The organism is Sphingomonas tagetis, assembly GCF_024211275.1.
GTDB lineage: Bacteria > Pseudomonadota > Alphaproteobacteria > Sphingomonadales > Sphingomonadaceae > Sphingomonas > Sphingomonas tagetis.
In genome coordinates this window covers 35175-61854 of sequence record NZ_JAMLDX010000002.1, presented here as the reverse complement: position 1 = coordinate 61854, position 26680 = coordinate 35175, and the positions used below count along the sequence as shown (strand labels likewise).

The 26680-nt window shown below is 67.6% G+C and carries 31 protein-coding genes; 20 read left to right on the top strand and 11 right to left on the bottom strand.

Annotation, left to right across the window (positions count from 1 at the left end):
* The 5 genes from M9978_RS02975 to M9978_RS02955 all read right to left on the bottom strand — a co-directional run bounded on the left by M9978_RS02975 (position 1) and on the right by M9978_RS02955 (position 4268).
* A complete protein-coding gene (locus tag M9978_RS02975) occupies positions 1 to 297 on the bottom strand; it encodes a DUF2849 domain-containing protein (protein ID WP_254291374.1) in 297 nt (98 codons plus the stop codon).
* Positions 294 to 1091: a uroporphyrinogen-III C-methyltransferase gene (gene cobA / locus M9978_RS02970; RefSeq protein WP_254291373.1), complete on the bottom strand. Its 798-nt coding sequence runs from the start codon at positions 1089 to 1091 to the stop codon at positions 294 to 296. Before cobA ends, M9978_RS02975 begins: the two co-directional genes overlap by 4 nt.
* Positions 1092 to 1157: 66 nt before the next feature.
* On the bottom strand, positions 1158 to 1334 hold the full coding sequence (locus tag M9978_RS02965) for a hypothetical protein (protein WP_254291372.1): 177 nt from the start codon (positions 1332 to 1334) through the stop codon (positions 1158 to 1160).
* A 56-nt stretch (positions 1335 to 1390) separates the two neighbouring features.
* Positions 1391 to 2806, bottom strand: a complete 1416-nt coding sequence (gene astD / locus M9978_RS02960) for a succinylglutamate-semialdehyde dehydrogenase (protein ID WP_254291371.1) — start codon at positions 2804 to 2806, stop codon at positions 1391 to 1393.
* A 73-nt stretch (positions 2807 to 2879) separates the two neighbouring features.
* Positions 2880 to 4268 carry a protein adenylyltransferase SelO family protein gene (locus M9978_RS02955; RefSeq protein ID WP_254291370.1) on the bottom strand — a complete coding sequence of 463 codons (1389 nt, stop codon included), beginning with the start codon at positions 4266 to 4268 and terminating at the stop codon, positions 2880 to 2882.
* A gap of 36 nt (positions 4269 to 4304) precedes the next feature.
* Here M9978_RS02955 and M9978_RS02950 point away from each other — a divergent pair, with 36 nt between their 5' ends.
* The 13 genes from M9978_RS02950 (at position 4305) to tatC (ending at position 15674) form a co-directional block, all read left to right on the top strand.
* Complete coding sequence (locus M9978_RS02950) at positions 4305 to 5162, top strand: alpha/beta fold hydrolase (protein ID WP_254291799.1); 858 nt, start codon at positions 4305 to 4307, stop codon at positions 5160 to 5162.
* Positions 5163 to 5172: 10 nt separating this feature from the next.
* Positions 5173 to 5514: a hypothetical protein gene (locus M9978_RS02945; protein ID WP_254291369.1), complete on the top strand. Its 342-nt coding sequence runs from the start codon at positions 5173 to 5175 to the stop codon at positions 5512 to 5514.
* A gap of 57 nt (positions 5515 to 5571) precedes the next feature.
* Positions 5572 to 6708 (top strand): glycosyltransferase, encoded by a 1137-nt coding sequence (locus M9978_RS02940; RefSeq protein ID WP_254291368.1) that lies wholly within the window; start codon positions 5572 to 5574, stop codon positions 6706 to 6708.
* Between the two features lie 60 nt (positions 6709 to 6768).
* Positions 6769 to 8172, top strand: coding sequence for an NAD(P)H-dependent flavin oxidoreductase (locus tag M9978_RS02935; RefSeq protein ID WP_254291367.1), 1404 nt, complete (start codon positions 6769 to 6771; stop codon positions 8170 to 8172).
* An 88-nt stretch (positions 8173 to 8260) separates the two neighbouring features.
* A complete protein-coding gene (rarD, locus tag M9978_RS02930; RefSeq protein ID WP_254291366.1) occupies positions 8261 to 9178 on the top strand; it encodes an EamA family transporter RarD in 918 nt (305 codons plus the stop codon).
* Positions 9179 to 9233: 55 nt separating this feature from the next.
* Positions 9234 to 10961, top strand: coding sequence for an arginine--tRNA ligase (gene argS, locus M9978_RS02925; protein ID WP_254291365.1), 1728 nt, complete (start codon positions 9234 to 9236; stop codon positions 10959 to 10961).
* Positions 10961 to 11680 carry an SPOR domain-containing protein gene (locus tag M9978_RS02920; protein WP_254291364.1) on the top strand — a complete coding sequence of 240 codons (720 nt, stop codon included), beginning with the start codon at positions 10961 to 10963 and terminating at the stop codon, positions 11678 to 11680. The genes argS and M9978_RS02920 overlap by 1 nt, the downstream gene beginning before the upstream one ends.
* 38 nt (positions 11681 to 11718) lie before the next feature.
* Positions 11719 to 12720, top strand: a complete 1002-nt coding sequence (locus M9978_RS02915) for a glycoside hydrolase family 3 N-terminal domain-containing protein (RefSeq protein ID WP_254291363.1) — start codon at positions 11719 to 11721, stop codon at positions 12718 to 12720.
* Positions 12721 to 12844: 124 nt separating this feature from the next.
* Entirely contained in the window at positions 12845 to 13579 is a 735-nt protein-coding gene (locus M9978_RS02910; RefSeq protein WP_254291362.1) for a segregation and condensation protein A, read from the top strand.
* Positions 13576 to 14169, top strand: coding sequence for an SMC-Scp complex subunit ScpB (scpB, locus tag M9978_RS02905; protein WP_254291361.1), 594 nt, complete (start codon positions 13576 to 13578; stop codon positions 14167 to 14169). The genes M9978_RS02910 and scpB overlap by 4 nt, the downstream gene beginning before the upstream one ends.
* Positions 14170 to 14197: 28 nt before the next feature.
* Entirely contained in the window at positions 14198 to 14434 is a 237-nt protein-coding gene (locus M9978_RS02900; RefSeq protein ID WP_254291360.1) for a twin-arginine translocase TatA/TatE family subunit, read from the top strand.
* A gap of 47 nt (positions 14435 to 14481) precedes the next feature.
* Positions 14482 to 14898: a Sec-independent protein translocase protein TatB gene (tatB, locus tag M9978_RS02895; RefSeq protein WP_254291359.1), complete on the top strand. Its 417-nt coding sequence runs from the start codon at positions 14482 to 14484 to the stop codon at positions 14896 to 14898.
* On the top strand, positions 14892 to 15674 hold the full coding sequence (tatC, locus tag M9978_RS02890) for a twin-arginine translocase subunit TatC (protein ID WP_436977164.1): 783 nt from the start codon (positions 14892 to 14894) through the stop codon (positions 15672 to 15674). Before tatB ends, tatC begins: the two co-directional genes overlap by 7 nt.
* Before the next feature lie 4 nt (positions 15675 to 15678).
* On the opposite strand, the gene M9978_RS02885 is transcribed toward tatC, so the two are convergent.
* Positions 15679 to 15807: an entericidin A/B family lipoprotein gene (locus M9978_RS02885; RefSeq protein WP_254291357.1), complete on the bottom strand. Its 129-nt coding sequence runs from the start codon at positions 15805 to 15807 to the stop codon at positions 15679 to 15681.
* 70 nt (positions 15808 to 15877) lie between these two features.
* The gene (gene pyk / locus M9978_RS02880; RefSeq protein ID WP_254291356.1) at positions 15878 to 17332 is read right to left on the bottom strand and encodes a pyruvate kinase; all 1455 of its coding nucleotides are present in this window, start codon (positions 17330 to 17332) and stop codon (positions 15878 to 15880) included.
* A 74-nt stretch (positions 17333 to 17406) separates the two neighbouring features.
* Between pyk and M9978_RS02875 the strand changes: the two genes are divergently transcribed.
* The 3 genes from M9978_RS02875 to M9978_RS02865 all read left to right on the top strand — a co-directional run bounded on the left by M9978_RS02875 (position 17407) and on the right by M9978_RS02865 (position 20328).
* Positions 17407 to 17781, top strand: coding sequence for a DUF1244 domain-containing protein (locus M9978_RS02875; protein WP_254291355.1), 375 nt, complete (start codon positions 17407 to 17409; stop codon positions 17779 to 17781).
* Between the two features lie 54 nt (positions 17782 to 17835).
* On the top strand, positions 17836 to 19164 hold the full coding sequence (locus tag M9978_RS02870; protein ID WP_254291354.1) for a metal-dependent hydrolase family protein: 1329 nt from the start codon (positions 17836 to 17838) through the stop codon (positions 19162 to 19164).
* Positions 19165 to 19650: 486 nt separating this feature from the next.
* Positions 19651 to 20328: an energy transducer TonB gene (locus M9978_RS02865; protein ID WP_254291353.1), complete on the top strand. Its 678-nt coding sequence runs from the start codon at positions 19651 to 19653 to the stop codon at positions 20326 to 20328.
* A gap of 15 nt (positions 20329 to 20343) precedes the next feature.
* Here the strand turns inward: M9978_RS02865 and aroB are convergent, their stop codons facing one another.
* The gene (gene aroB / locus M9978_RS02860; RefSeq protein ID WP_254291352.1) at positions 20344 to 21432 is read right to left on the bottom strand and encodes a 3-dehydroquinate synthase; all 1089 of its coding nucleotides are present in this window, start codon (positions 21430 to 21432) and stop codon (positions 20344 to 20346) included.
* Complete coding sequence (locus M9978_RS02855; protein WP_254291351.1) at positions 21429 to 21932, bottom strand: shikimate kinase; 504 nt, start codon at positions 21930 to 21932, stop codon at positions 21429 to 21431. The genes aroB and M9978_RS02855 overlap by 4 nt, the downstream gene beginning before the upstream one ends.
* A 117-nt stretch (positions 21933 to 22049) precedes the next feature.
* Here M9978_RS02855 and M9978_RS02850 point away from each other — a divergent pair, with 117 nt between their 5' ends.
* From M9978_RS02850 to M9978_RS02835, 4 genes are read left to right on the top strand one after another with little or no spacing between them, the layout of a single operon-like run.
* On the top strand, positions 22050 to 22187 hold the full coding sequence (locus tag M9978_RS02850) for a hypothetical protein (RefSeq protein WP_254291350.1): 138 nt from the start codon (positions 22050 to 22052) through the stop codon (positions 22185 to 22187).
* A gap of 25 nt (positions 22188 to 22212) precedes the next feature.
* On the top strand, positions 22213 to 23982 hold the full coding sequence (locus M9978_RS02845) for a hypothetical protein (protein ID WP_254291349.1): 1770 nt from the start codon (positions 22213 to 22215) through the stop codon (positions 23980 to 23982).
* Positions 23979 to 24899, top strand: a complete 921-nt coding sequence (locus M9978_RS02840; RefSeq protein WP_302053768.1) for a tyrosine-type recombinase/integrase — start codon at positions 23979 to 23981, stop codon at positions 24897 to 24899. The genes M9978_RS02845 and M9978_RS02840 overlap by 4 nt, the downstream gene beginning before the upstream one ends.
* Positions 24900 to 24908: 9 nt before the next feature.
* On the top strand, positions 24909 to 25856 hold the full coding sequence (locus tag M9978_RS02835) for an acetyl-CoA carboxylase carboxyltransferase subunit alpha (protein ID WP_254291348.1): 948 nt from the start codon (positions 24909 to 24911) through the stop codon (positions 25854 to 25856).
* 62 nt (positions 25857 to 25918) lie between these two features.
* Here M9978_RS02835 and M9978_RS02830 read toward each other — a convergent pair whose 3' ends face one another.
* Both M9978_RS02830 and M9978_RS02825 read right to left on the bottom strand, forming a co-directional pair.
* Positions 25919 to 26080 carry a Flp family type IVb pilin gene (locus M9978_RS02830; protein ID WP_254291347.1) on the bottom strand — a complete coding sequence of 54 codons (162 nt, stop codon included), beginning with the start codon at positions 26078 to 26080 and terminating at the stop codon, positions 25919 to 25921.
* A gap of 193 nt (positions 26081 to 26273) precedes the next feature.
* Positions 26274 to 26441 (bottom strand): Flp family type IVb pilin, encoded by a 168-nt coding sequence (locus tag M9978_RS02825; RefSeq protein ID WP_254291346.1) that lies wholly within the window; start codon positions 26439 to 26441, stop codon positions 26274 to 26276.
* Positions 26442 to 26680: the final 239 nt, after the last annotated feature.

Here is a 26680-nt window from a genome sequence, read left to right as displayed (position 1 = left end):
TCAGATCACCCAGCTGCCGGCGGCGGGATCGGCGGGTTTGAGCGTCAGGTCCGGGCGCACGGTCGGGCCGAGCGCGCGGATGCGGTCCTTGATGTGAGCGGGGCGCGGGCCTTCGGGCGTCTGCGTCGCATCGATCACATAGGGGGCGTTGACGCGGCGGGCGCCTTCCTCGGCCTGTGCGATCGCTTCACCCTGATCGGCGACGTCGATCGCCTCCTCGACATGGCGCGACCAGCTATCGCCGGTCCACCAGGTGACGTCGCCGCTGGCGAGATCGTTTCCGGTGAGGATCTTCACAGGTCAAATCCGTGCATGAGTTCGGCCTTCTTTGCCCAGCCGGCGAGTTTGTCCTCGGCATCCGAGATCGCGACGACCTCGCCGACGACGATGATCGCCGGGCTCTGGACTTTCTCGCGCTCGACCAGCGGGCCGAGATCGGCGAGCAGGGTGCGCATCGCGCGGCTGCCCTCGAGCGTCGCGCGCTCAAGGATCGCGACCGGCATGTCGGGGGCGACGCCGTCGTTCATCAGCTTCTCGGCGATGTCGGGGCAGGTCGCGACGCCCATATAGATGACGAGCGTGCGGCCCTTGCCGGCAAGGCCCGACCAGTCCTGTTCGGACAGGCCCTTGCACTGGCCGGCGACGAAGCTGACAGCGCTCGACCAGTCGCGATGGGTGAGCGGCAGCATTGCCTCGGCCGCGCCGCCCAGCGCCGCGCTGACGCCCGGAATGACCTCGACCGGCAGCCCGGCCGCGCGCACCGCCTCGACCTCTTCGCCGCCGCGGCCGAAGATGAACGGATCGCCGCCCTTCAATCGCACGACGATCGCGCCGGTCTTCACATGCGCGATGATCAGCGCGTTGATGCCGTCCTGCGGCACGGTGTGCTTCGAGCGGCGCTTGGCCACCGAGATACGGTGCGCTTGCGGGGCGAGGTCGAGCACGCGCGGATCGACCAGCCCGTCATGGACGAGCACATCGGCCTGCTTTAGCGCTTCGACGGCGCGCACGGTCAGCAGGCCGGGATCGCCCGGACCCGCGCCGACCAGAATCACGCGGCCACGCGCGGAAGGATCGAGTAGGGAAGCCATGGATGCCAGATGGTCCGGGCACCCCGATGCGGCAACCGATGCTTGCTTGGGCCGTCGCTAGCGAAACTATGCCGCCAGTTCGCGCGCGCGTGCGGCGAGGCGAATCGCCTCGTCGATCAGGTCGGCGGCGAAGTCGCTGTCCTTCTGCCCGACCGCGATCGACAGGCAGTTGCGGGCTTCCTGAGCGAGTTTATGAGCACGGGACGGAGGTTTGGTCGGAGGTATGTGGGTCACGGCCCGCATAATTCGCGCGACGCCGCCCGGTTCCGCGGCTTGTCGCATTGCGCAAGAAAATGCGGTCAGCCGTCGCGGATGCCGACGCCGATCGATGCGCGCGCCTGATCGGCCTCGCTCGATACCACCGGATATGCGCAATAATCGGCGGCGTAGAAGGCACTCGGGCGATGATTGCCCGACCAGCCGATCCCGCCGAACGGCGCCGACGAGCTGGCGCCGTTGGTCGGCCGGTTCCAGTTGACGATGCCGGCGCGGATATTCGCCCAGAACTGATCGTAGAGCTTGGGATCCTGGCTGACGAGGCTCGCCGACAGGCCGTAGCGGGTGTTGTTCGCCTCGGCGATCGCGTCCTCGAAGGTCTTGGCGCGGATCACCTGCAGGATCGGACCGAACAGCTCGACATCGGGCCGCTCGCGTGCGTCGGTCATGTCGATCATCGCCGGGGTAACGAACGGACGGCCCTCGATCGGCCGTTCGATATGGCGCAGCGCACGGCCGCCGAGGAAGGACAGTTCGAGAAAGCTCTCGGTCAGTAGGTCGGCGGTGTCGTTGTCGATCACCGGCCCCATGAAGGGCTGCGGATCGGCATGCGGCTCGCCAATGATGAGGCGACCGATCAGCTTGTTCACCTCGCCGATCAGCGGTTCGTACAGCGTCTCATCGACGATCAGCCGCCGCGCCGCCGTGCAGCGCTGGCCGGCGCTGGTGAAGGCCGATTGCACCACCAGCACCGCGGCGGAATAGATGTCGGGGGTCGACCAGACGAGGATCGGGTTGTTCCCGCCCATCTCCAGCGCGAGGATCTTTTCGGGCTTCGAGGCGAAGGCGCGGTTGAGCGCGATGCCGGTGCGCGCCGAGCCGGTGAAGAGCAGCCCGTCGATGCCGTCATGCCCGGCCAGCGCCTTGCCCTCGTCCGGGCCGCCGATCAGCAGGCGGACACAACCTTCGGGCACGCCCGCGGCGTGCAGGCATTCGACCAGGAACGCGCCCGATGCGGGCGTCTTTTCCGACGGCTTGAACACCACGGCATTGCCCGCGAGCAGTGCCGGAACGATGTGTCCGTTGGGAAGGTGCGCCGGGAAATTATACGGTCCCAGCACCGCCAGCACGCCATGCGGCTTGTGCCGCAGCGCCAGCCGCGTGTTCATCGGCGCGTCGATCCGGCGCTGGCCGGTGCGCTCGGAAAAGGCGGTGACGGAGAGGTCGACCTTGGCGATCACCGTCTCGACCTCGGTCCGCGCTTCCCAGATCGGCTTGCCGGTCTCGCGCGCGATCAGGTCGGCGAAGGCGTCGGATTTCTGCCGCACGACATTGGCGTAGCGGCGCAGCGCCTCGACGCGATAGGCGAAGGGACGCGCCGCCCATTCCGCCCAGCTTTCACGCGCCTTCGCCACCTCGGCATCGACATCGCCGATCGCCTGACGCCACAGCACCGCGCCGGTGGCGGGCTCGGTCGAGATGATTTCCGATCCGGGCATTCGTTCTTCTAAGGACTTTCGGTTGCGGCCCCCGCCATATGCGGCTGCTCTAGCATCATTTCGTCAAGCGTTTCTAGCGCTTGCCCGCGTCGAGTGCCTCACCCAACCGCCGGATCGCCGCGACCTTGGCGTGGAACGGCGACCAGTCGTCATGCCGGTCGATCGCTGACCAGATATCCTCGACCTCGTCGATCAGCATCGAGCAGGGTTCGCCACCTTCGAAATAGCGGTGGGAGCGGCCGATGGTGACGGGTTCGAATTCGCCCAGCGTGGCGCGCACCGCGTCCCATTCCGTGCCGTAGCCGGACGGTAGCGTGCCGCCAAAAGCGTCGAAGAAGAACCGGTCGATCGGCCATTGGGTCGCGAGCAACGCGTCCTCGATCGCGTCCTTGAGCCGCCAGGCTGCCTCGGGATCGTCGCCGGTCAGGCCGAGGCGGCGCAGCAGCGGCGCGGCATAGGCCTGTCTGAACCGCGCCTCGAACGTCTCCAGCCGCTCGATCAGCGGCGGCGCCTCGCTCAGCAGCCGCAGCGACACCGCGAGTTGCGCTGCGTTCCACATGATCGCCTCGGGCTGGCGGGCATAGGCGTAAAGCCCGGCATGGTCGAAATAGGCTGCGGTGAAGCCGGGCTCGAACGTCGGCGCGAACCGCCAGGGGCCATAGTCGAAGCTCTCGCCCATCACGTTGATATTGTCGGTGTTGAGCACGCCATGGACGAAGCCCGCGGCCATATATTGCGCGGCGAGCGTGGCGGTGCGCTCGACCACCAGCCCGAGCAGTTGCGCCGCCGGCTGATCGCCCGGCGTTACGCCGTACATTTCGGTGAGGCAGTAATCGACCAGCCGCCGCATATTGTCGGCATCGCGATGATAGGCGAGCCGCTGGAACGTGCCGATGCGGATATGGCCGAGGCTCATCCGCACCAGCACCGCCGAGCGGGTCGGGGAGGGCTCGTCGTTGCGCTGGAGCGCTTCGCCGGTCTCGATCAGCGAAAAGCTGCGCGAGGTCGTGACCCCCAGCGCTTCCAGCATCTCGCTCGCCAGCACCTCGCGCACGCCGCCCTTGAGCGTGAGCCGCCCGTCGCCGAAGCGGCTCCACGGCGTCTGGCCCGAGCCTTTGGTGCCGAGTTCGAGCAATGCCCCGTCGGCCCGCCGCATCTGCGCGAAGGAAAAGCCCCGCCCGTCCCCGATCTCCGGATTGTACACGCGGAACTGGTGGCCGTGATACCGCATCGCGAGCGGCTGCGGCAGGTTGCCGGGCAACGGCTCGAACCGGCCAAAATGACGCAGCCAGGCGTCGTCGTCGAGCGTGTCCAGCCCAGCCTCCGCCGCGGCGCGATCGTTGCGGAAGCGCAGCACGGTCTGCGGGAAGTCCGCCGCGCTGACCTCGTCGTAGAATGCGTCGCCGAGCTTCAACAGCGCCGGATCGGGACGGTAGCTCGGCGCTTGCGGGAAATCGGCCATGCGGCGATATGGGGGGTGATGGCGACTGCGCGCAACCTGCCCGATTATGCCGATGGCTATTGGTGGTCGCCCGACGGGCTGCGCCTTCATTATCGTGACTATCCCGGCGATCCGGCCAAGCCGCCCTTGCTGTGCATCCCGGGCCTGACCCGCAACGCGCGCGATTACGAGGCGCTGGCGGCGCGGATGGCGGGTGAGCGGCGGGTGATCGCGGTCGATCTGCGCGGGCGCGGCGAGAGCGCCTATGCCAAGGATCCGATGAGCTATGTGCCGCTGACCTATCTCCAGGATCTGGAGGCGCTGGTCGGCGAACTGAAGCTCGATAGCTTCGTCGCGGTGGGCACCTCGCTCGGCGGCATATTGACGATGCTGATGGCCTCGACTCATCCCGAGCGGATCGCGGGCGCGGTGCTCAACGATGTCGGGCCGGAGATCGACGCGGCAGGGCTGGGGCGCATCCGGACCTATGTCGGTAAGGCCAACTGGCACCCGACCTGGATGCACGCGGCGCGCGCGGTCGCGGAAAGCAATGCCGAGGTCTATCCCGATTACGGCACCGAGCAGTGGCTCGACATGGCCAAGCGGCTCTACCGCCTCAACAGCGCCGGCCGCATCGTGCTCGATTACGACATGAAGATCGCCGAGCCGTTCCGCGTGCCCGGCAACGAGGCGGGGCCGGACATGTGGCGCGCGTTCGATGCGCTCAAGGGCAAGCCGCTGCTGGTGGTGCGCGGCGAGCGCTCTGACATCCTGTCCGCCGCCACCGCTGCCGAAATGGGCAAGCGGGTCAAAGGGAGCGACCTCGCCGTCATCCCCCGCACGGGGCATGCGCCGACGCTCAATGAATGCGAAGCTGTCGCCGCGATCGACAAGTTGCTGTCCACGATCGGATGAGGGGGAAGTCATGAAGTATTCGATGGGAATCGCGGCAGTCGCCGCGCTGGCGGCGGCGGGCAATGCGTCGGCGCAGGTGACCACGCACATCGCGACCAAGGGCGCGCTGCGCAACCATTCGACCGAAGTGTGCAAGGAGCGCGGCAAGTCGGTCGCGCTGACGCTCGACATGACCAGCGGCGGCGACACGCTGAGCACGTGGATGGTGCGTCCGGGCAGCGCGACAACGACGGTCGTGCGCTGCGACATGCCGCAATGGGTGGTGGTGATTTCGGCCGGCCCTGACTGGAACGCGGTCAATGCGCAGAACAATCAGGTGGTCGAGTTCTACAACAAGATCGGCGGCAACTGATCTGACGGTGCGGGCCGCGTTGTAAAGCGCGGCCAAGTCCGGCTATTCGCCCGCGTCATGGCCGCACCGCTCAACATCCTGCACCTCCATTCCAGCTTCGATCTGGGCGGCAAGGAAGCGCGCGCCGTCCGGCTGATGAACGCGTTCGGCGACCGCGCGAAGCATGTCATCGTCTCGGGCGTTCCCGATGCGCTCGGCGCCCGCGCGGCGATCGCGCCGGGCATCCGCTACGAGATCGCGCAGAATCCGCCGCCGCTGACCGGCAAGCCCACTGTCGCGCGCTATGAGGCAATCGCGAAGTTCATGGCGCGGTTCGACCTCGTTCTCACGTACAATTGGGGGGCGATCGACGGGGTGATGGCGCGGCGCGTTTTTTCCAAGAACATGCCGCCGCTGATCCATCACGAGGACGGCTTCAACGCCGATGAGGCGGTGCGGCTCAATCCGGTGCGCAACGTGTACCGCCGGCTCGCGCTGCCCGTGGCGCATGCGCTGGTGGTGCCGTCGCACGTGCTCGAACGCATCGCGCTAGGCGTATGGAAGCAGCCGCGGGACCGAGTCCACCGCATCTCCAACGGCATCGACACTAAGCGCTATGGCAAAAAGCCCGATCCGCGCGCTCTGCCCGGCTACCGGCACCTGCCCGGCCATGTCGTGGTCGGCACGCTTGCCGGGCTGCGCGAGGTCAAGGACCTGCCCATGCTGGTCCGCGCGATGGGCGGCATGAAGACCAAGGCGCAGCTGGTGATCGTCGGCGAGGGGCCGGAACGGCAGGCGATCGTCGATACGGTCGAGAATATGGGGATGGAGAAGACCGTGTTCCTGCCCGGCTTCGCCGCCGATCCGCACCGTTACATGGGCCTGTTCGACATTTTCGGGCTGTCATCGCGCAGCGAGCAGCAGCCGATCGCGGTGATGGAGGCGATGGCGGCGGGACTGCCCATCGCGTCGGTCCCGGTCGGCGATGTCGCGCAGATGGTTGCGCCGGAGAATGCGGATTTCATTACGCAGGGGCGTGACGCGGTGCAGTTGCGCGACCAGATCGAGCGGCTCGCCGGCTATCCCGATTTCCGCCGCCATGTCGGCAAGGCGAACCAGGCGCGCGCCCGTGCGTTGTTCGACGAGGCTGCAATGATTGCGAGCTATGCCGCGCTTTATTCGGAGGCAGCCGGACGCCCGGGCGCGCTCGGCTGAATCCCCTCGCTAACAATGGCGAACGCGGCTAGTGTCCGCGCGATTTTTTCGGAGGATATGTTGTTCAAGGGTCTCACGCCGATCATCTACAACGGTCAGGAAGTCTGGCCGATCGTGGAGGGCGGCAAGGGTGTCGCGGCCACCAACCACGCCTCGGCCGGCGCCTGGGCGGCGGCGGGCGGCATCGGCACGGTCAGCGCGGTCAATGCCGACAGCTATGACGCCGAGGGCAAGATCATCCCCCAGGTCTACAAGGCGCTGACCCGGCGTGAGCGGCACGAGGAGCTGATCGCCTATGCGATCGAGGGCGCGGTCGAGCAGGTCAAGCGCGCGTTCGAGATCGCCGGCGGCAAGGGCGCGATCAACATCAACGTGCTGTGGGAAATGGGCGGGGCGCAGCGCGTGCTGCACGGCGTGCTGGAGCGGACCCGCGGCATGGTCGCGGGCGTCACCTGCGGCGCGGGCATGCCCTACAAGCTCAGCGAGATCGCCGCCTCCTACGGCGTCAACTATCTCCCGATCGTCAGCTCCGGCCGCGCCTTCCGCGCTTTGTGGAAGCGGGCTTATTCCAAGGCGTCGGAATGGCTCGCGGCGGTGGTCTATGAAGACCCCTGGCTCGCCGGCGGGCATAACGGCCTGTCAAACGCCGAGGATCCGCGCGCGCCGCAGGACCCATATCCGCGCGTGAAAGAGCTGCGCGACGTGATGCGCGAGGGCGGCATCAGCGACGACGTGCCGATCGTGATGGCCGGCGGCGTCTGGTATCTGCGCGACTGGAACGACTGGATCGACAATCCCGAGCTTGGCACGATCGCCTTCCAGTTCGGCACGCGCCCGCTGCTGACGCAGGAATCGCCAATTCCCGAGGGCTGGAAATCCAAGCTGATGGAGATCGAAGAGGGCGACGTGTTGCTGCACCGCTTCTCGCCCACCGGCTTCTATTCCTCGGCGGTGCTCAATCCGTTCCTGCGCAATCTCGAGGCGCGGTCGGAGCGGCAGATCGCCTATTCGACCGAGCATGCCGGGGATCACACCTTCCAGCTCGATGTCGGGGTGAAGGGGCGTAATTTCTGGGTGACCCGCAACGACCTGCTGCGCGCGCGCGAATGGGTCGGATTGGGCTTCACCGATGCGCTCAAGACGCCCGACAATACGCTGGTCTTCGTCACCACCGACGAAAAGCAGATCATCCGCAAGGACCAGGCCGACTGCATGGGTTGCCTCAGCCAATGCTCCTTCTCGTCCTGGGCGGATACCGAGACCAATTCGACCGGGCGCCTCGTCGATCCGCGCAGCTTCTGCATTCAGAAGACGCTGCAGGACATCGCGCATGGCGGCGACACCGACCAGAATCTGATGTTCGCGGGCCATGCCGCCTATAATTTCAAGCGCGATCCCTTCTATTCCAACGGGTTCGTGCCGAGCGTGAAGCAGCTGGTGGATCGCATTCTCACCGGCGACTGAGCGGAAGTTTCATCGGCGACAGCTTTGCTTCGCGGCGCGATAGGCGGCTTACCTTGTTGCGCCGCAGCATCGACCCTATTTGCCCGGCATGGCCCGCGCCGATCCCCCCGCAGCGCCCGAGCGTCTCGACCGCACCGGGCTGATCCAGGGACTCGGCGCCTATGCCCTGTGGGGCGTGCTGCCGCTGTTCTTCTGGCTGCTGTCCGGCGTCGACGCGGGCGAGGTCGTAGCGATGCGCGTGCTGTGGTCGCTCGGGCTGCTCGCGGTTGTGACGCTCGCGCTGCGCCGCGCGCCGGCCCTGATCGCGGCGTTGCGCAGCCGGCGCGCGATGGCGCTGCTGGCGGCGAGTTCCGCGCTGATCTCGATCAACTGGCTGGTGTTCATCTGGGCGATCCAGCATCATCACGTGCTCGAATCGAGCCTCGGCTATTTCCTCAATCCGCTGGTCAACGTGCTGCTCGGCGTCGTGCTGTTGCGCGAACGGCTCGGCTGGCCGCAGATGGTCGCGGTGGCGCTGGCGGTGGCCGGCGTCGCCGTGCTCGCCTATGGCGCGGGGCAGGGCATCTGGATCAGCCTCGCGCTTGCCTTCAGTTTCGGCTTCTACGGGCTGGTGCGAAAGGTCGCCCCGGTCGGCGCGCTCGAAGGACTGGCGATCGAGACGGCGATCCTCACCCCGTTCGCCGCGATCTATCTCGTTTGGCTGTCAGGCGCGGCGGGGCTGTCGTTCGGAGCCGAGCCGGGCGTGACGGCGACGCTGATCGCATCTGGCGTGATCACCGCCACGCCGCTGCTGCTGTTCGCGGGCGCGGCGCGGCGGCTGCCCTATTCGACGCTGGGGCTGCTGCAATATATCGCGCCGACCATGGGCTTCATCTCGGCGATCACCTTCTTCGGTGAGGCGATGACGGCGGCGCATGCGATCTGCTTTGCGCTGATCTGGACCGGCCTTGCCATCGTGGCGATCCACGGCACGATCACCGCCCGGCGGCGACGCGTCACCGCGTGACGTGAGCGCGCGGGTGCGCTAGAGGCGCGCGCTTCGCCAACCATCGGACCGTGAAATGACGCTCTACCTCCGTTTCGCCGCTCATCTGAATGCCGCGCTCGATGCGCTGGTCGCCGCGGGCGACCTGCCTGCGGGGCTGGAGCGACGCGCGGTCACGGTCGAGCCGCCGCGTGACGTGACGCATGGCGACCTCGCCACCAACGCCGCGATGGTGCTGGCCAAGCCCGCCGGCACCAACCCGCGCGCGCTGGCCGAGAAGATCGCCGCCGAGCTGGAAAAGCTCGACGAGGTCGCCTCGGTCTCGGTCGCCGGCCCCGGCTTCATCAACCTGACACTGACCGACGACACCTGGCGCGACGAGCTTCAGGCGATCAACCTTGCCGCCGGCGACTATGGCCGCACCGACGGCGGTGCGGGCGTCACCGTCAATGTCGAATATGTCTCGGCCAACCCGACCGGCCCGATGCATATGGGCCATTGCCGCGGCGCGGTGGTCGGCGACGCGCTCGCCACCCTGCTTGAGGCGGTCGGAAACAAGGTCGTGCGCGAATATTATGTCAACGACGCAGGGGGGCAGGTCGACGTCCTCGCCCGCTCGGCGCATCTGCGCTACCGCGAGGCGCTCGGGCACGACATCGGCGAGATTCCCGAGGGGCTCTACCCGGGCGACTATCTCAAGCCCGTCGGCGAGCGGCTCGCGCGCGAGCATGGCGATGCCTTCGTCGACAAGCCCGAGCGCGACTGGCTCGCGCTGTTCCGCAAGGAAGCGGTCGCCGACATGCTGGTCATGATCAAGACCGATCTCGCCCTGCTCGGCATCCATCACGACCTGTTCTCGTCCGAGGCGGAGCTGCAGGCGGCGGGCAAGCCGGAAATCGCCGAAGCCTGGCTGCGCGAGCACGACCTGGTCTATGACGGCGTGCTCGAAGCGCCCAAGGGCGAGCTGCCCGACGATTGGGAGCCGGTCGAGCTGCCGCTGTTCCGCTCGAGCAAGTTCGGCGACGATCAGGACCGCCCGATCAAGAAGTCGAACGGGCAATGGACCTATTTCGGCGCCGACATGGCCTATCACTTCCAGAAGGCGCAAGCCGCCGACCAGCTGATCGACATCTGGGGCGCCGACCATGCCGGCACGGTCAAGCGGATCACCGCCGCGGTCGCCGCGCTGACCGGCGGCAAGACTCGCTTCGACGTCAAGCTGGTGCAGATGGTGCGCCTGTTGCGGGCGGGCGAACCGGTCAAAATGTCCAAGCGTTCCGGTAACTTCGTGACGCTTGCTGATGTCGTGAATGAAGTCGGCAGGGATGTCGTGCGCTTCACCATGCTGACCCGCAAGGCCGATGCCCAGATGGACTTCGACTTCGCCAAGGTGGTCGAGGCGTCGAAGGACAACCCCGTCTTCTACGTCCAGTACGCCCATGCCCGAGTCGCGTCGCTCCACCGCCGCGCGGCCGAGGCGAACATCGCATGCGGCACGCCCGACCTGTCCCAGCTCGACACACGCGAACTGGCGCTGGTCAAGCTCGCGGCGCAATATCCGCGCACCGTCGAGGGCGCCGCGGCGGCGCGCGAGCCGCATCGGATCGCCTTTTATCTCTATGACTTGGCAGCGGAATTTCATGCGCTGTGGAACATGGGCAACGACGATCCGTCGCGCCGCTTCCTGCTGCCCGACAATATCCCGGCCACCTGCGCACGGCTTTTCCTCGCCGACGCGATCGGGCAGGTTATCCGCAACGGCCTCGCCATCATGGGCGTGGAGGCGGTTCAGGAGCTGAACTGATGACGGCGGAAGCGACAGCGGACGAAGATATCGGCGAGGACCGGCTGCCCTGGCTGGAGACGGCGGACGAGGATTATGAGGAGCGTCCCTCGCCGTTGCGCGCCGTGGCGCTGGTCGCGCTTGGGCTGGCGATCCTCGCGGCGGTGCTCGGCGGCTGGTGGCTGCTTCAGCGCGGCAGCGGCGGTCAGGGCACCGGCGCGCTGATCAATGCGCAGGAAGGCGATTACAAGGTCAAGCCGGACGATCCCGGCGGGATGAAGGTCGATGGCGCGGGCGACACCGTGTTCGCCGCCAGCGAGGGCGCAACCACCAACGGCTCGGTCGATGTCGGCGCGACGCCGGAAACGCCGGTGTCCGGCAAGGCCGCGCCCAAGGCCGCTCAGAAGCCCGTCACGGGCGCCAGCCGCGTCACCGCGGCGGTGCCGTCGGCGATCGACCGCGCGACCGCGCCCGCGCAGAAATCGCCGGGCGCCTCGGCGAACAGCTCGGTGATCCAGCTCGGCGCCTTCCCCAATGAGGCGGAAGCGAACACCGCCTGGGCGCGGCTGTCGAAGCGCTTCAACTATGTCGCGCCGCTCGGCAAATCGATCGAGAAGGCGGACGTCAACAGCAAGACCGTCTATCGCCTGCGCGTCAACGCCGGCAGCAACGGCCAGGCGCGCGAGCTGTGCGGAAAGCTCAAGGCGGCGGGCGAGGCGTGCTTCCTGGCGGCCAGCTAGGTCTTTCCGGGGTCCGGCGGGATCGTTAGACGGGGGGCATGAAGCCCGTCATCTTCGGCCTGTCCGGCCCGGTTCTCACGCCCGACGAACGCGATTTCTTCCGCGAGGCGGACCCGCTCGGCTATATCCTGTTCGGTCGCAATTGCGTCGACCGCGGCCAGATGCGCGCGCTCACCGACAGTCTGCGTGAGCTGTCCGGCCGCGATGATCTGCCGATCCTGATCGATCAGGAGGGCGGCCGCGTCGCGCGGATGAAGCCGCCCGAATGGCCCCCATTTCCGGCAGGCCCCGCCTTCGACAAGCTCTACGATCTAGCGCCGTCCTCGGCGATCGAGGCGGTGCGCGCGAATGCGCAGGCGCTGGCGCTGATGCTGGCCGACGTCGGCGTCAACGTGAACTGCGCGCCTTTGCTCGACGTGCGCCAGCCCGAGACGACGGCCGCGGTGGGCGAGCGTACCTTCGGCAGCGACCCGATGCGGGTCGCCGCGCTTGGCCGGGTGATGCTCGACGGGCTGGCCAAAGGCGGGGTTGTCGGCGTGATCAAGCACATGCCCGGCCATGGCCGCGGCGTGGTCGACAGCCATTACGAATTGCCTGTGGTCGCCGCGTCGGATGCCGAGCTGGAGCGCGATATCGAGCCGTTCCGGACGCTCAGCGATGCGCCGATGGGGATGACCTGCCATGTCGTGTTCAAGGCGTGGGATGCTGAGAACCCCGCCACGCTCTCGCCGGCGGTGATTTCGGAGGTGATCCGCGGCCGCATCGGTTTCGACGGGCTGCTGATGACCGACGATATCGACATGAAGGCGCTGTCGGGCAGCGCCGGCGAGAAGGCGGCGGCGGCGGTCGCGGCGGGCTGCGACGTCGCGCTCGACTGCTGGGCGAGGATGCCGGAGATGGAGGATATCGCCGGACGGCTGGGCGATGCGCCGCCGCAGACGCTGGCACGGCTCGAACGGGCGATGGCCAGCATCAGGCCTGAACCCGGCGAGATGACCGCACTGATCGCCAAGCGCGACGAGCTGCTGGCTCTCGTCTGATCCAATTTCGTCACCCCGGCCTTGTGCCGGCGTCCACCGTGCCGCAAGCTGTGCCGATGGAGGCGATGCGGCATCGAGGGCGGCTTGATGGACCCCGGCACAAGACCCGGGTGACGGCTGTTTCATGACCGCCGACAGCGAAACCCTCACGATCGATATCGACGGCTGGGAAGGGCCGCTCGATCTGTTGCTGGCGCTCGCGCGCAACCAGAAGGTCGATCTGCGCCAGCTCTCGATCCTGCAACTGGTCGACCAGTATCTCACCTATGTGAACGAAGCGCGCGAGCTGAAGCTCGAGGTCGCCGCCGACTATCTCGTGATGGCGGCGTGGCTCGCCTATCTCAAATCGGCGCTGTTACTGCCGCGCGATCCGGAGATCGAGCCGAGTCCCGAGGAACTGGCGCTGCGGCTCCAGCTGCGCCTCGAACGATTGAACGCGATGCGTGACGCCGGGGCGCGGCTGGTGGCGCGCGACCGGATGGGCCGCGACGTCTTCCCGCGCGGGGCGCCCGAGGGGCTGCGGGTGGTGCGCAAGTCGCGCTACGCGGCGGAGATCTACGATCTGATCGCCGCCTATGGCCAGATCAGCGCGCGCACGCGCCCGGTGATGCACATCGTCGCCGTGCGGCCGGTGATGACGCTGGAGGACGCGATTTCGCGGGTTTCGGCGCTGGTCGGCGAGCGGATCGACTGGTCGACGATCGAGAGCTTCCTGCCGGTCGAGGCCGAGGGGCTGTACCGCAGGTCGGCGCTGGCCTCGTCCTTCGTCGCCGCGCTCGAGCTCGCGCGGCAGGGACGGGTCGAGCTTCGCCAGAAATCGGCGTTCGCGCCGCTCTACCTCAAGGCTGCCGAGGCATGACGCTGCCCGACGAAACGATGCGCGCGGTCGAGGCGGTATTATTCGCGGCGGACCAGCCGCTGACGCTCGCCGATCTCCGCGCCTATGTCGGTGCGGAGGCCGATGTCCCGGCGGCGCTGGAGGCGCTGGCCGAACATTATGCCGGGCGCGGGATCGAACTGGTCGAGCGCGGCGGGCGCTGGCATTTCCAGACCGCTGCCGACCTCGCCAATTTCCTGCGCCGCGACCGCGAGGACAGCCGCAAGCTCAGCCGCGCCGGGATCGAGACGCTGGCGATCATCGCCTATCACGAGCCGGTGACTCGCGCCGAGATCGAATCGATCCGCGGGGTGCAGATCAGCAAGGGTACGCTCGACGTGCTGATGGAGGCTGGCTGGATCCGCCCCGCAGGCCGTCGCGAGGTGCCGGGACGGCCGCTGACGTTCGCGACGACGGGCGAATTCCTCACCCATTTCGGCCTCGCCAGCCGCCGCGACTTGCCCGGTATCGACGATCTGCGGGCCGCCGGGCTGCTCGACCCCGTCGATTTGGCGTTCGAGGCGGCGCATTCTGGTGAGGAAGTCATGGAAAGTGCGCACGAAGACGACTAGATGAGCGCGGAATCAACGGAGAGTTCCGATGGGTAGCATGAGTCTGATGCACTGGCTGATCGTCGGTGTTCTCGTAATCCTTCTGTTCGGGGGCAGCCGCTTCTCGAACATGATGGGTGACGTCGCCAAGGGCATCAAGCAGTTCAAGAAGGGCATGGCGGAAGAGGAAGAGACGGCCGCCAAGCCCGCCGAGATCGAAGCCAAGCGAGTCGCCGATCCGCAGCCGCAAGCGCAGACCGAAGCGCGCCCGGCGGACAAGCAGTAAGTTTCGCGCCGCGGCCCCGCGCCGCGGCTGACCGGGCCGCACGATAGATGCTCGATTTCAATGCGCCCGAATTTCTGGTGGTGGCGATCGTCGCGCTGCTGGTGATCGGGCCGAAAGATCTGCCCAAAGCGATGCGCTTCGTCGGCCATTGGGTCGGCAAGGCGCGTGGCGTCGCGCGCCAGTTCCGCAGCGGTTTCGACAATATGGTGCGCGAGGCCGAACTGGCCGAGATGGAAAAGAAATGGGCGGAAGAAAATGCGCGGATCATGCGCGACTATCCGCCCGAGAAGTCGCTGCCTGCGCCGGTCTATGACCCCAGTCCCGAAGGCGCCGAGCCGGCGATGGTCGAACCGGAGGACATGCCGCCGGTGATGACCGAACCGCCGGCGTTGAAGCCCGGCGGCGATGTCGAGCCGGCGCCCAAGCCGAAGCGCAAGCCGCGCGCTAAGAAGGCGGCATCGTGAGCGACGACGAACTCGACGGCACCGAAGCGCCGTTGCTCGATCACCTGATCGAGTTGCGGCGGCGGCTGTTCTATTGCGTGGTGTCGTTGGTGCTGACCTTCGCGGTCGCCTTCTACTTCGCCAAGCCGATCTTCGGTTTCCTGGTTCACCCGCTGGCGGCGGCGGGGCAGGACCGGCTGATCTTCACGCAGATCTTCGAAGCCTTCATGGTGCAGATCAAGGTCGCCTTCTTCGCGGCGATGATGGTCTCGTTCCCGGTGATCGCCAACCAGCTGTGGCAGTTCGTCGCGCCGGGCCTGTACCGCAAGGAAAAGCGGGCGTTGCTGCCATTCCTGCTGGCGACGCCGGTGCTGTTTACGATGGGCTGCGCGTTGGCGTATTTCTTCGCGATCCCGGTGGCGCTCAAATTTCTGCTGGGGCTCGAGGGCGATCTTGGCGGCGGGGTGAAGCAGGAAGCGTTGCCCGCGGTCGGCAATTATCTCGATTTCGTGATGCAGTTCCTGTTCGCCTTCGGCATCTCGTTCCTGCTGCCGGTGCTGCTGATGCTGCTGGAGCGGGCGGGCGTCGTGACCTATGAACAGTTGAAGGGGGCGTGGCGCTATGCGGTGGTCGCGGCGTTCGCGGTCGCGGCGGTGCTGACGCCTCCGGATATCGGCTCGCAGCTGCTGCTCGCAGGACCCTTGTGCGGGCTTTATTTCCTGTCGCTGGTGGCGATCTGGTTCACGCGGCGGCGGCGTGACAAGGACGCGGCGGCCGAAGCCGCCGCCGGGGAATAGGAACTTATTTGGCGCCGTCGGCGGTGTCGGCGACGGTTTCACCCGCCGACTTCACGTCCTTACCGACGCCTTCGATCGTATTGCAGGCCGACAGGACCAATCCCGCCAGCGCCAGGGCTACAAGCTTACGCATCACTTCCTCCATCGAGAGTCGTCGGCGTTAAAATGCACGAGCGAGCGTAATCGTTCCGCCTGCGTTGCGTCTAGGCCCGGCCCTTGAGCTCGTCGCCGAGGATGCGGACGACGTGGAGGACGTTGGTCGAGCCGGGCGTGCCGAAGGGGACACCGGCGCAGACGATGACGCGGTCGCCGGCCTTGGCGATGCCGTGGCGCAGCGCCATGCGCTTGGCCTTGGCGACCATCTCCTCGAACGAGTCGACATCGCGCGTATGGACCGCGTGCGTGCCCCACAGGATGCCCATGCGGCGCGCGGTCTCGGTCTTGGGCGTCAGCACCAGGATCGGCACCGCCGGGCGCTCGCGGGCGATGCGGCGCGCGGTCGAGCCGGACATGGTGAAGCAGATGATCGCGACCGCCGAGACCGTCGCGGCGATCGACTTGGCCGCTTCGGCGAGCGCGTCGGCGGTGGTCGGATCGGGCTTGGTGACGGTGAAGTGGACGCGGTCGCCATGCGCGGGGTCGCGTTCGACCGAATCGGCGATGTCGTTCATCATCGTGACCGATTCGACCGGCCAGTCGCCCGCCGCGCTTTCGGCCGAGAGCATGATCGCGTCGGCGCCGTCATAGACCGCGGTGGCGACGTCCGACACCTCAGCGCGGGTTGGCGAGGGCGAACTGATCATCGATTCGAGCATCTGCGTCGCGACGATCACCGGGCGGCCCATGCGGCGCGCGGTCTCGACGATTCGCTTCTGCAGCGGGGGCACGTTCTGCGGCGGCAGTTCGACGCCGAGGTCGCCGCGCGCGACCATCACGCCGTCGCACGCTTCCATGATCTCTTCGAGCCGGGTGACGGCGCTCGGCTTCTCGATCTTGGCGAGCAATGCCGCGCCGCCGCCGATCAGCCGGCGCGCTTCGGCGAGATCCTCGGGGCGCTGGACGAAGGACAGGGCGATCCAGTCGACCTTCTGCTCGACCGCGAAGGCGAGGTCGCTGCGGTCCTTGTCGGTCAGCGCGGCGAGCGGGAGCACCATGTCGGGGACGTTGAGCCCCTTCGAGTTGGAGAGCGTGCCGCCGACCTCGACGCGCGTCTCGATCCAGTCCATGCCATAGCGGGTGACGCGCAGCACCATCTTGCCGTCGTCGAGCAGCAGTCGCGCGCCTTCCGCCACCGCCTCGAAAATCTCGCGGTGGGGCAGCTCGACGCGGGTCGCGTCGCCGGGCGCCGTGTCGCGGTCGAGGCGGAAGGTGGCGCCGGTCTCGAGCTGCACCTTGCCCCCGGCGAACTTACCGACGCGGAGTTTCGGTCCCTGAAGGTCGGCGAGGATCGTGCTGGGGCGGCCGGTGGTCTTTTCGAGCGCGCGGATTGCTTGGATGACCGGGATCTTCGACGCCTGATCGCCATGGCTCATGTTGATGCGGAAGGCATCGGCGCCGGCGGCGTGGAGCGCGGCGATCATCTCGGGCGTGTTGCTCGCCGGGCCGAGCGTGGCGAGGACGCGGACCTTGCGGGAGCGCGGGTGCATGGACTTGGTCATCGCGCATCGTCTCCGGCTTGTGCCGTGCGGTTCCTAACGGCAAATGCGGTTCGTTCAACCGGGGAGAGATAATTATGCCAGCGCTGGACAAGCTCGACGACCGAATCGCGGCGGCGGCATTCCGCCGGCTGGTGCGGCATCTGCGCCACCGCACCGACGCGGAAAATATCGAGCTGATGGGGCTGGCGGGCTTCTGCCGCAACTGCCTGAGCGACTGGGTGGCCGAGGCGAGCGAGGGCGAGATCGGCAAGGAGGCGGCGCGCGAGGCGATCTATGGCATGCCCTATGCGCAGTGGAAGGCGCAGCATCAGGGCGAGGCGGCGCCCGAGCAGATCGAGCGGATGAACGCCAGCGTCGCGAAGAACAAGGCGGATGCCGAACTGGACGCCGAACTCCGCGACAGCTTTCCGGCAAGCGATCCGCCATCGATCACCCAGCCGGGCGGGTGAGGCTGGCGCGGTTTCCGATTGCTGCCTAAGCTGGCGGTAACAGGGGAGACCAATATGCGCCGTTTTGCCGCCATCGCCGCCGTTCTGCTCGCCGCCACGCCGCTGGCGGCGCAGACCGCCCCCAAAACGACCTACATTCACGCCGGGGCGCTGCTGGCCAGACCGGGGGAAGCGCCGCGCGGGGCGAGCACGGTGATCGTGCGCGGCGGCAAGATCGCCGAGGTGCGCGACGGCCATGTCGCGCCGGAGGCGGGGGCGGAGCTGGTCGATCTCAGGGACCGGTTCGTACTGCCCGGGCTGGTCGACATGCATGTCCATCTGTGGGGGATCGGTGGCGATCCGTTGCAGGATCGGCTGACCGCGCTCAACCGCGACGATGCCGACGACATGATGTGGGCAGTGGGCAATGCGCGGGTGACGCTCGACGCGGGGTTCACCACGGTGCGCGACCTGGGCGGCGACGCGCGCGGGATGCGGGCGCTGCGCGAAGGCGTCGAGCGCGGGGTGATCGCCGGGCCGACCATCGTCAATGCCGGGGCGCCGATCTCGGTCTCGGGCGGGCATGGCGACGGCACCAACGGCGCGGCGGCGGTGTTCGCCGACGCGATCCACAGGCATCAGGTCAACACCTGCGACGGCCCCGACGATTGCCGCCGCGCGGTGCGCCAGCAGGTCGCGCTGGGTGCGCAGGTGATCAAGTACATGTCGACCGGGGGCGTGCTGTCGAACGTGTCGGGCGGGCTCGGCCGGGCGATGACCGACGAGGAGATGCGCGCGATCGTCGACACCGCGCACGGGCTGGGCCGCAAGGTGGCGACTCACAGCCATGCCGCGGCGGGAACCAAGGCGGCGGTGGCGGCGGGCGTCGATACGATCGATCACGGCTCGTTCCTCGACGACGAGGCGATCAAGGCGATGAAGGCCAGGGGCACCTGGCTGGTGCCGACGATGATGGCGCCGCAGGCCGCGCTCAAGCAGGCGCGCGCCGGGATGCTGCCGCCCGCGGTGATTCCCAAGGCCGAGGAAGCGGCGGCGGCGGCGTTCGCCAGCCACAGCAAGGCGTTCGCGGCCGGCGTGAAGGTGGCGTTCGGCACCGACACCGGCGTGTCGAAGCATGGCGACAACGCCCAGGAATTCGCGCTGATGGTGAAGGCGGGGATGACCCCGGCGCAGGCGATCAAGGCGGCGACGGTGAATGCGGCGGAAGCGCTGGGGCGCTCGGCGTCGATCGGGAGCATCGAACCGGGTAAGGATGCCGACCTGATCGCGGTGGCGGGCAGTCCGCTGGAGGATGTGACGCGGATGGAGCGAGTCGAATTCGTGATGCGGCACGGCGTGGTGCACAAGGCCGGCGGCAAGCGGCAGGGCTTTCCGGCGGAGTGAGGGGCGGGTGTTCGGAAAGTTCAAAGAGCGCGAAACGGGTCCGTGTTGATTTGCCGTTTCGGTTTGTTTTCTTGAATTGTTTATAGCCAAATGGGATCGTGTAGGAAAGCGGCTCGCGGTTTTTGTCGGTTTTCTGCGGGTTTGCGGGGTGGTGGCTGGACGTGCCGGGAGCGCGTCGAAGGGCGTTTGGCGGCCGAAACCGGTAGTGCGGAAAATTCGTAAAGCGACAATGACGACGCACATGTTGTGATGGATCGCTGATCGGGAGTCGCGTTTGCCGAGGGGAATGTCGAATGGGTACAACGTTCTTGCGCCGAGATATGATACCTTCGGCGGCAAGAATGGCGACCTGAGGAGCTCATATGATCATCGCGTCCGCGGCAGCGCTGGTGCTCATCGGTGCAATGCAAGCGGCGCCAGCCGCTTCGGTGCCGCGATGGGCCTTGCGCGACGATCCGGCGCGCTGCGTGCTGGAGCGACACAGCGTTGACCCTCTTGCTAAGCTCTCGATCGAGACAACGCCGGGCAGCGACACTTATCTCGTGGCGATTTGCCAGCAAGGAGATCAAAGGCACCACAACACCGACTGTTGCATCGCTGAGCTTCCAGCCATCGCCAAGAGTCATCAAGGGGCGCGCCAGCGTTTCAAAATTGCCGGACGGCATGCACGCGATCTGGATGCAAGGCGTCTCGCCCGCAGTGCTGGACGGCCTTTCCGAGGCTCGGACGGTTGCGATAGCGGTCACGTCCGACATTTCGGGGGCAGTAGCGGTTCCCGCTGCAGCGAAGGCCGTTGCGGCGCTGCGGAAATGTGAAGCTGATCAGTTGATTGAATGGGGTGCCGATGCAGCCCAGTTCGCACCCGGCGGAAAAACACCCGTAGCTTTGAAAGATCGCGACGCGTGGCTGTCGAACACCGAATTGATGGCGGTTGCCAAGATATCCGGGCAATCCGTCGACGCGGTATTCCGCGTGGCTGTATCGACGTCAGGTGCCATCGACGACTGCTCGTTGGTCTCTACCAACGTCGATAAGGCGGTCGAAAAGGCCGCTTGCACGGCAGTGAGAAACCGGCGGCTGTTTACGCCGGCAACAGATGCCAGCGGCAACCCGGTACGCGGCGTCGCGACCTTTCGCGTCGCTCTGCTACGCCAGCCTGGATAAGCTGGTGCCTGCAATTTAGCGCGGCTGTTCGTCCAGAAATGCCGCCACCTCGGCCAAATCTACCGTCTTGTCCAAATATGTCTGCCCGATCCCGCGCGCGAGGAGGAACGGCAGGGTGCCGGCGTCCATCTTCTTGTCGTGGAGCATGTGTTCGACCAGCCGCGCGCCCGATGCGGTGATGCCGGCGGTCTTGAGGTCGTGGGGGAGGCCGATGGCAGCGAGGTGGGCGGCGACGCGGGTGGCGTCCCGGCCGGGGCAGAGGCCTTGCCGTGCCGAGAAGGCGAAGGCGAGGGCCATGCCCGCGGCGACGCCTTCGCCGTGGAGCAGCGCGTCGGAGAAGCCGGTCTCGGCCTCGAGCGCGTGGCCGAAGGTGTGGCCGAGGTTGAGCAGCGCGCGCTTGCCGGTGGTTTCGCGTTCGTCCTCGGCGACGATGCGCGCCTTGGCGGCGACCGAATGAGCAATGGCGTGGGTGCGGGCTTGCGGGTCGCCGTCGAGCAGCGCGGCGCCATTGCCCTCGCACCATTCGAAGAAGGCGAAATCGTCGATCAGGCCGTATTTGACGACCTCGGCATAGCCGGCGGCGGTTTCGCGCCGGGGGAGCGTGTCGAGCAGGTCGGGGTCGATCAGCACGAGGCTGGGCTGATGGAAGGCGCCGATCAGGTTCTTGCCCGCGGCACTGTTGATCGCGGTCTTGCCGCCGACGCTGCTGTCGACCTGTGCGAGCAACGTGGTGGGGATCTGGACGAAGTTGCAGCCGCGCTTGAGGATCGATGTGGCGAAGCCGACGAGGTCGCCGATCACGCCGCCGCCGAGCGCGATGACATGGTCGTTGCGCTCGATGCCGAGTTCCAGCAGCCGGTCGGTGAGCGTTTCGAGGTTGGCCCAGCTCTTGGTCGATTCGCCCGCCGGGAGCGTGATGATCTCCGCGCCGGGGAGGGTGGCGGCCAGCGTCTGTGCGTGCGGCGCGACATTGGTGTCGGTCACGATCACGAACGGGCGTTTGCGCGCAAAGGGGGCGAGGTGTTCGGCGGCGCGGGCGAGCAGCCCGGCCTCGATACGCACATCATAGCTGCGGTCGCCGAGCGCAACGGGGACGGTCTTCATAGCGCCAGTTTCTCGAGGATCGCGGTCACCGTGGTCTCGTGCGGGACGGCCTTGCTCGCGACATGGATCGGGGCGAGCGCGTAATAGGGGTTTCGCACCGCGGCGAGTTCGGTGAGCACGGCGAGCGGGTCCTTTCCGCGGAGCAGCGGGCGGTGGTCGCGCTTGGCGACGCGCTCCGCCAGGATGGTGGGATCGGCGTCCAGCCACACCGCGGTCGCCTGGTCAAGGATCAGCGCGCGCGTCTCGTCATTGACGAACGCGCCCCCGCCGGTGGCGATGACCTTGGGGCGGCCATCGATCAGCCGGGCGATGACGCGGCGCTCGCCATCGCGGAAATGCGCTTCGCCGAAGCGTTCGAAGATGTCGGCGATGGTCATGCCGGCGGCGGTCTCGATCTCGGCGTCCGCGTCGACAAAGGGCAGGCCGAGGCGCTGGGCGAGGCGGCGGCCGACGGTGGTCTTGCCGACACCCATCAGCCCGACGAGTACGATCGGGCGCATCGGCGGGATGGGTGCTGAGGGTTGGGTTTGCGCCATGATCGCGGGGGCTATACAGCGAGGGCCGCGCTCGGGCAAAAGGCCCGGCGCCTGTATGCAAAACCCGCTTTGAGGGGATCGATGTCCCGTTTGCTCGTCCTTGTGATCGCCGTCGTCATCCTGTTGATCGGCGGACTTTTTTTCCTTTCTGGCCGCGATACCGAGAAGCAGCCGGTGCGCGTCGAGAAGGTCGTGCCGCTTGAAAATCTCTCGAACTAAGCTGGTCGTCGGAACCGCGCTGGCCGTGATCGCCAGCGTCGGGATTCCGGCGCTGGGGCAGGATCGGCCCGAATCGCTGTTGCCGCCGGGATTCGACGATCCGGTGCCGGCGCCCGCGCCGACGCCGCGTGCGACGACCGCGCCGCGGCCGAGCCAGCCGGGGACGCCTGCCGCGCCTGCGCCGGTGAGCGGGGCACCAGTGGCCGGGGCGACGCCGTTGCCGGGCGGGACGCCGACGCCGGTGCCGAGCGCGATCGACCGCGATGGCGACGGGCAGACCGATTATGCGGTGATCGCGCGTTACGAGCTGCCCGACTTCGCCAAACGGTCGCTGGCGCAGGTGGGGCCATCCTCGCCCGCGAGCGACGGGCTGGCGGCGGATGCGTTCGGCACGGCGGATGGCAAGTTCCTGCAGATATTGATGCGGCGGACGAATGCGCCGGTGGCGTCGCGCTGGCTGTCGATCGCGCTGCGGCGCGCATTGCTGTCGCGCGTGAATACGCCGGCAGGGGTGCATGGCGCGGACTTTGCCGCCGAGCGCGCCTGGCTGCTGATCCGCATGGGCGAAGCCGATGCTGCGCGCGCGATGGTGCAGTCGGTCGATATCGAGAATTACAGCCCAAAGCTGTTTCAGGTCGGCATGCAGGCGATGCTCGCCGCCGCCGATCCGGGCGGCATGTGCGCGATGGTACACCCGGCGCTGCGCGCCTCGCCCGACCGCAACTGGCGGCTGGCCGAGGCGATCTGCGCCGGGCTGGCGGGCGATCCGGCCAAGGCCGGGCCGCTGATCGACGCCGCGCGGCGGCGGATGGGCGACGAAATCGACCTGCTGCTGGCCGAAAAGGTGGTCGGCATGGGCGTCGCGGGGCGGCGCGCGGTGACGATCGAATGGGATGCGGTCGACCGGTTGAGCGCGTGGCGCTGGGGGCTGGCGATGGCGTCGGCGACCGAGATTCCGGCGGCGCTGTATGACAGCGCGGGGCCGCAGGTGCGCTATTGGCGCGCGACCTCGCCCGCGGGCGGGTTGCGCGAGCGCGCCGAGCTGGCCGAGGCGGCGGCGGGGCAGGGCGTGTTCTCGAGCCAGGCGCTGACCGACCTGTATGGCGAGATCGAGGAGCAGGAGGACGCGGCGACCGCCGAGGTGGCGGTGGCGCGCGACTTGCGCACCGCCTTCATCGCCGCGACGCCGGCCGAGCGAGTCACGCAGATGCGCGGGCTGTGGGACGAGGCGCAGGGCGCGCGGGCGAAGTATAGCCGGCTGATCCTGACCGCGCGCGCGGCGGCGCGGCTGGAGCCGTCCGAAGCCTTGCGCGAGGACAGTGACCGGCTGATCGCATCGATGCTGAGCGCCGGACTCGATCGCGCGGCGATGCGCTGGCGCAGTCTCGCGCCGCGCGGGAGCGACGGGTGGGGCATGCTGCTGCTCGCCGATCCGTCGCGCGCGCAGGTCGCGGCGAGCGAGGTCGAGGCGTATAAGGGCGATGCGGCGAACCGGGCGATGCTGGTCGCGGCGATGGCGGGCATGGGTCGGCTGCCGGGCGGCGAGGGCGAGCGGCTGATGCGCGGCGCGGGCGTCGAGTTCGAGGCGGCCAATGCCTGGACGCGCGCGATCGCACTGGCGGCGGAACAGCGGCAGCCGGGGACGGTGGTGCTGCTGGCGGCGGTGGGGATGCAGACGCGCGTGTGGGAGGGCGTGTCGCCGGCCACGCTGTACCACATCACGCGGGCGCTGACCCGCGTCGGACTCGATGGCTATGCGCGGATGATCGCCGTCGAGGCGATCACGCGGCTTTGAGCGCCGCGGACGATGCCGCGCTGATCGAGCGCTTTCTCGAGATGATGGCGGCCGAGGCGGGGGCTTCGGCCAACACGATCGCGGCCTATGGCACCGATTTGCGGCTGGCGTCAGGCGTGCTGAGCGGCGGGCTGGCGGGGGCCGACAAGGCCGGGATCGAGCGGCTGGCGCAGGACTGGCGCGACCTGTCGCGGGCGACGGTGGCGCGCAAGTCGGCGGCGTTGCGGCGCTTCTATGCGTTTCTGGCGGATGAGGGGCTGCGCGCGGACGATCCGGGCAAGGCGCTGCCGCGGCCCGGGGCCGGGCGGTCTTTGCCCAAGACGCTGTCGGGCGGGGATGTCGAGCGGCTGTTCGCCGCGATCGAGGCGCGGATTTCGCGCGAGCCGAAGGACCCGCGCGATTTGCGGCTGCTGGCGCTGGTGGAGCTGCTCTATGGGTCGGGGCTGCGCGCGACCGAACTGGTGTCGCTGCCGCGCGGGGCGGTGCAGCCGGACAAGCCCTATCTGATCCTCAAGGGCAAGGGCGGACGCGAGCGACTGGTGCCGCTGTCGGACCGCGCGCGCGCGGCGGTGGCGGTGTGGCGCGAGCATGTCGATGCCAAGCGGCCGTGGCTGTTTCCGTCGGGCAAGGCGCATCTCTCGCGCGTGCGGCTGTTCCAGATGATCCGCGCGCTGGGGGCGGAGGCGGGGATTCCGCCCGACCGGATCAGTCCGCATGTGCTGCGCCACGCGTTCGCGACGCACCTGCTGGAGGGCGGGGCGGACCTGCGCGCGCTGCAGGCGATGCTGGGCCATGCCGATATCGCGACCACCGAAATCTACACCCATGTCGACAGCGCGCGGCTGGTGGCGTTGGTCAACGAGCGGCATCCGCTGGCGGACAAGCCGCGCGTTGACGTAGGCAAGCGGGACGCATAGGTGCCCGGAATGGCTACTTTCCTCGACTTCGAGAAGCCGATTGCCGAGCTTCAGAACCGTATCGACGAACTGCGCGACACCGCCGCGGGCGGCGAGGTGGATATCGAGGCCGAGGTCGCGAAGCTTCAGGGCAAGTCCGACAAGTTCCTCAAGGACGCCTATGCCAGGCTGACGCCGTGGCAGAAGACCCAGGTCGCGCGGCATCCCGAGCGCCCGCACTTCAAACATTATGTCGCGCGGCTGATCAGCGACTTCATGCCGCTGGGCGGCGACCGCGCATTCGCCGACGATCAGGCGATCCAGGGCGGGCTGGGGCGGTTTCGCGGGCGGCGGGTGATGGTGATCGGCCACGAAAAGGGCGACGACACCGCGAGCCGGCTCAAGCATAATTTCGGGATGGGCAAGCCCGAGGGCTACCGCAAGGCGATCCGGCTGGTCGAGCTGGCGAACAAGTTCGGGATTCCGGTGGTAACGCTGGTCGACACCTCGGGCGCATTCCCCGGCATGGAGGCCGAGGAGCGCGGGCAGGCTGAAGCGATCGCGCGCTCGACCGAGGCGTGCCTGAATGCCGGGGTGCCGATCGTCGCATCGATCCTGGGCGAGGGCGGTTCGGGCGGCGCGGTGGCGCTGGCGGCGGGCAATCGCGTGCTGATGATGGAGCATGCGGTCTATTCGGTGATCTCGCCCGAAGGCTGCGCGTCGATCCTGTGGCGCACCGCCGACAAGGCCGCCGACGCCGCCGAGGCGATGAAGGTGACCGCGCAGCATCTGAAGGAGCTGGGCGTGATCGACACGATCGTGCGCGAGCCGCTGGGCGGGGCGCAGCGCGACCATGGCGCGGCGATCGATGCGCTGGGCGATGCGATCGAAGCGGCGCTGGGCGAGCTCGACGGGCAGAGCGCCCAAGCGCTGCGCCAGAGCCGGCGCGCCAAGTTCCTGGCGATGGGCCGCGCCTGAACGCAAAAAGGGCGGCGGACCTGCGTCCACCGCCCTCTTGCTGTCCGATCGATTAAAGGCGCTTACGACGCCTTCATGTTCGCCGTTACGTTGCCGAACGTCGTGTTGAGCTGGTTGCCCAGCCCCTGCATGGCGGCGATCGCTGCGACCGCGATGAGTGCGGCGATGAGGCCGTATTCGATCGCAGTCGCACCCTTGCGACTGCGGAAAAGCGCACGAAACATGTGACGTCCCCCGCGAAGGCGAGCTGAATTGCCGCCCCCGGCGCTACCCACCATGACGACCGCGCCTTCACGTCCCGATAAGGTTCATGGACAAGATCGGGTTAATCGTTTCGGGTAGGTAATGAACGATACACATGAAAAGGGCGGCGAACCGAAGTTCGCCGCCCCACCATCTCGTTCGAAAGAAAGGGTCTTACGACGCCTTCATGTTCGAGGTCACGTTGCCGAAGGTCTTGTTGAGCTGGTTGCCCAGACCCTGCATCGCGGCGATCGCGGCGACGGCGATCAGCGCGGCGATCAGGCCGTACTCGATGGCGGTCGCGCCCTTGTTGTTGCGAAGGAAGTTGCGGATCTTCTGCATGTCGGTCTCCATCCTGTTCGTAAGCTTCAGTTCCCGGCTTCGCCGGATCGAGACCCGGTTCAGCAATTACGGAAATTACGGGGTGGAGGTTAACAAATGGTCTAGGTGAGGGAGCTTTTGTCGAACGCGCGAAAGAGCGCGTTCGAGTGCGGTTCCAGCCCGCTCCCCCACCCGGCCACCCATCAAAGATACCCTGAAGTGGGTGGCCGGGTGGGGGAGCGGGCCGGTGCCGTCTCGCG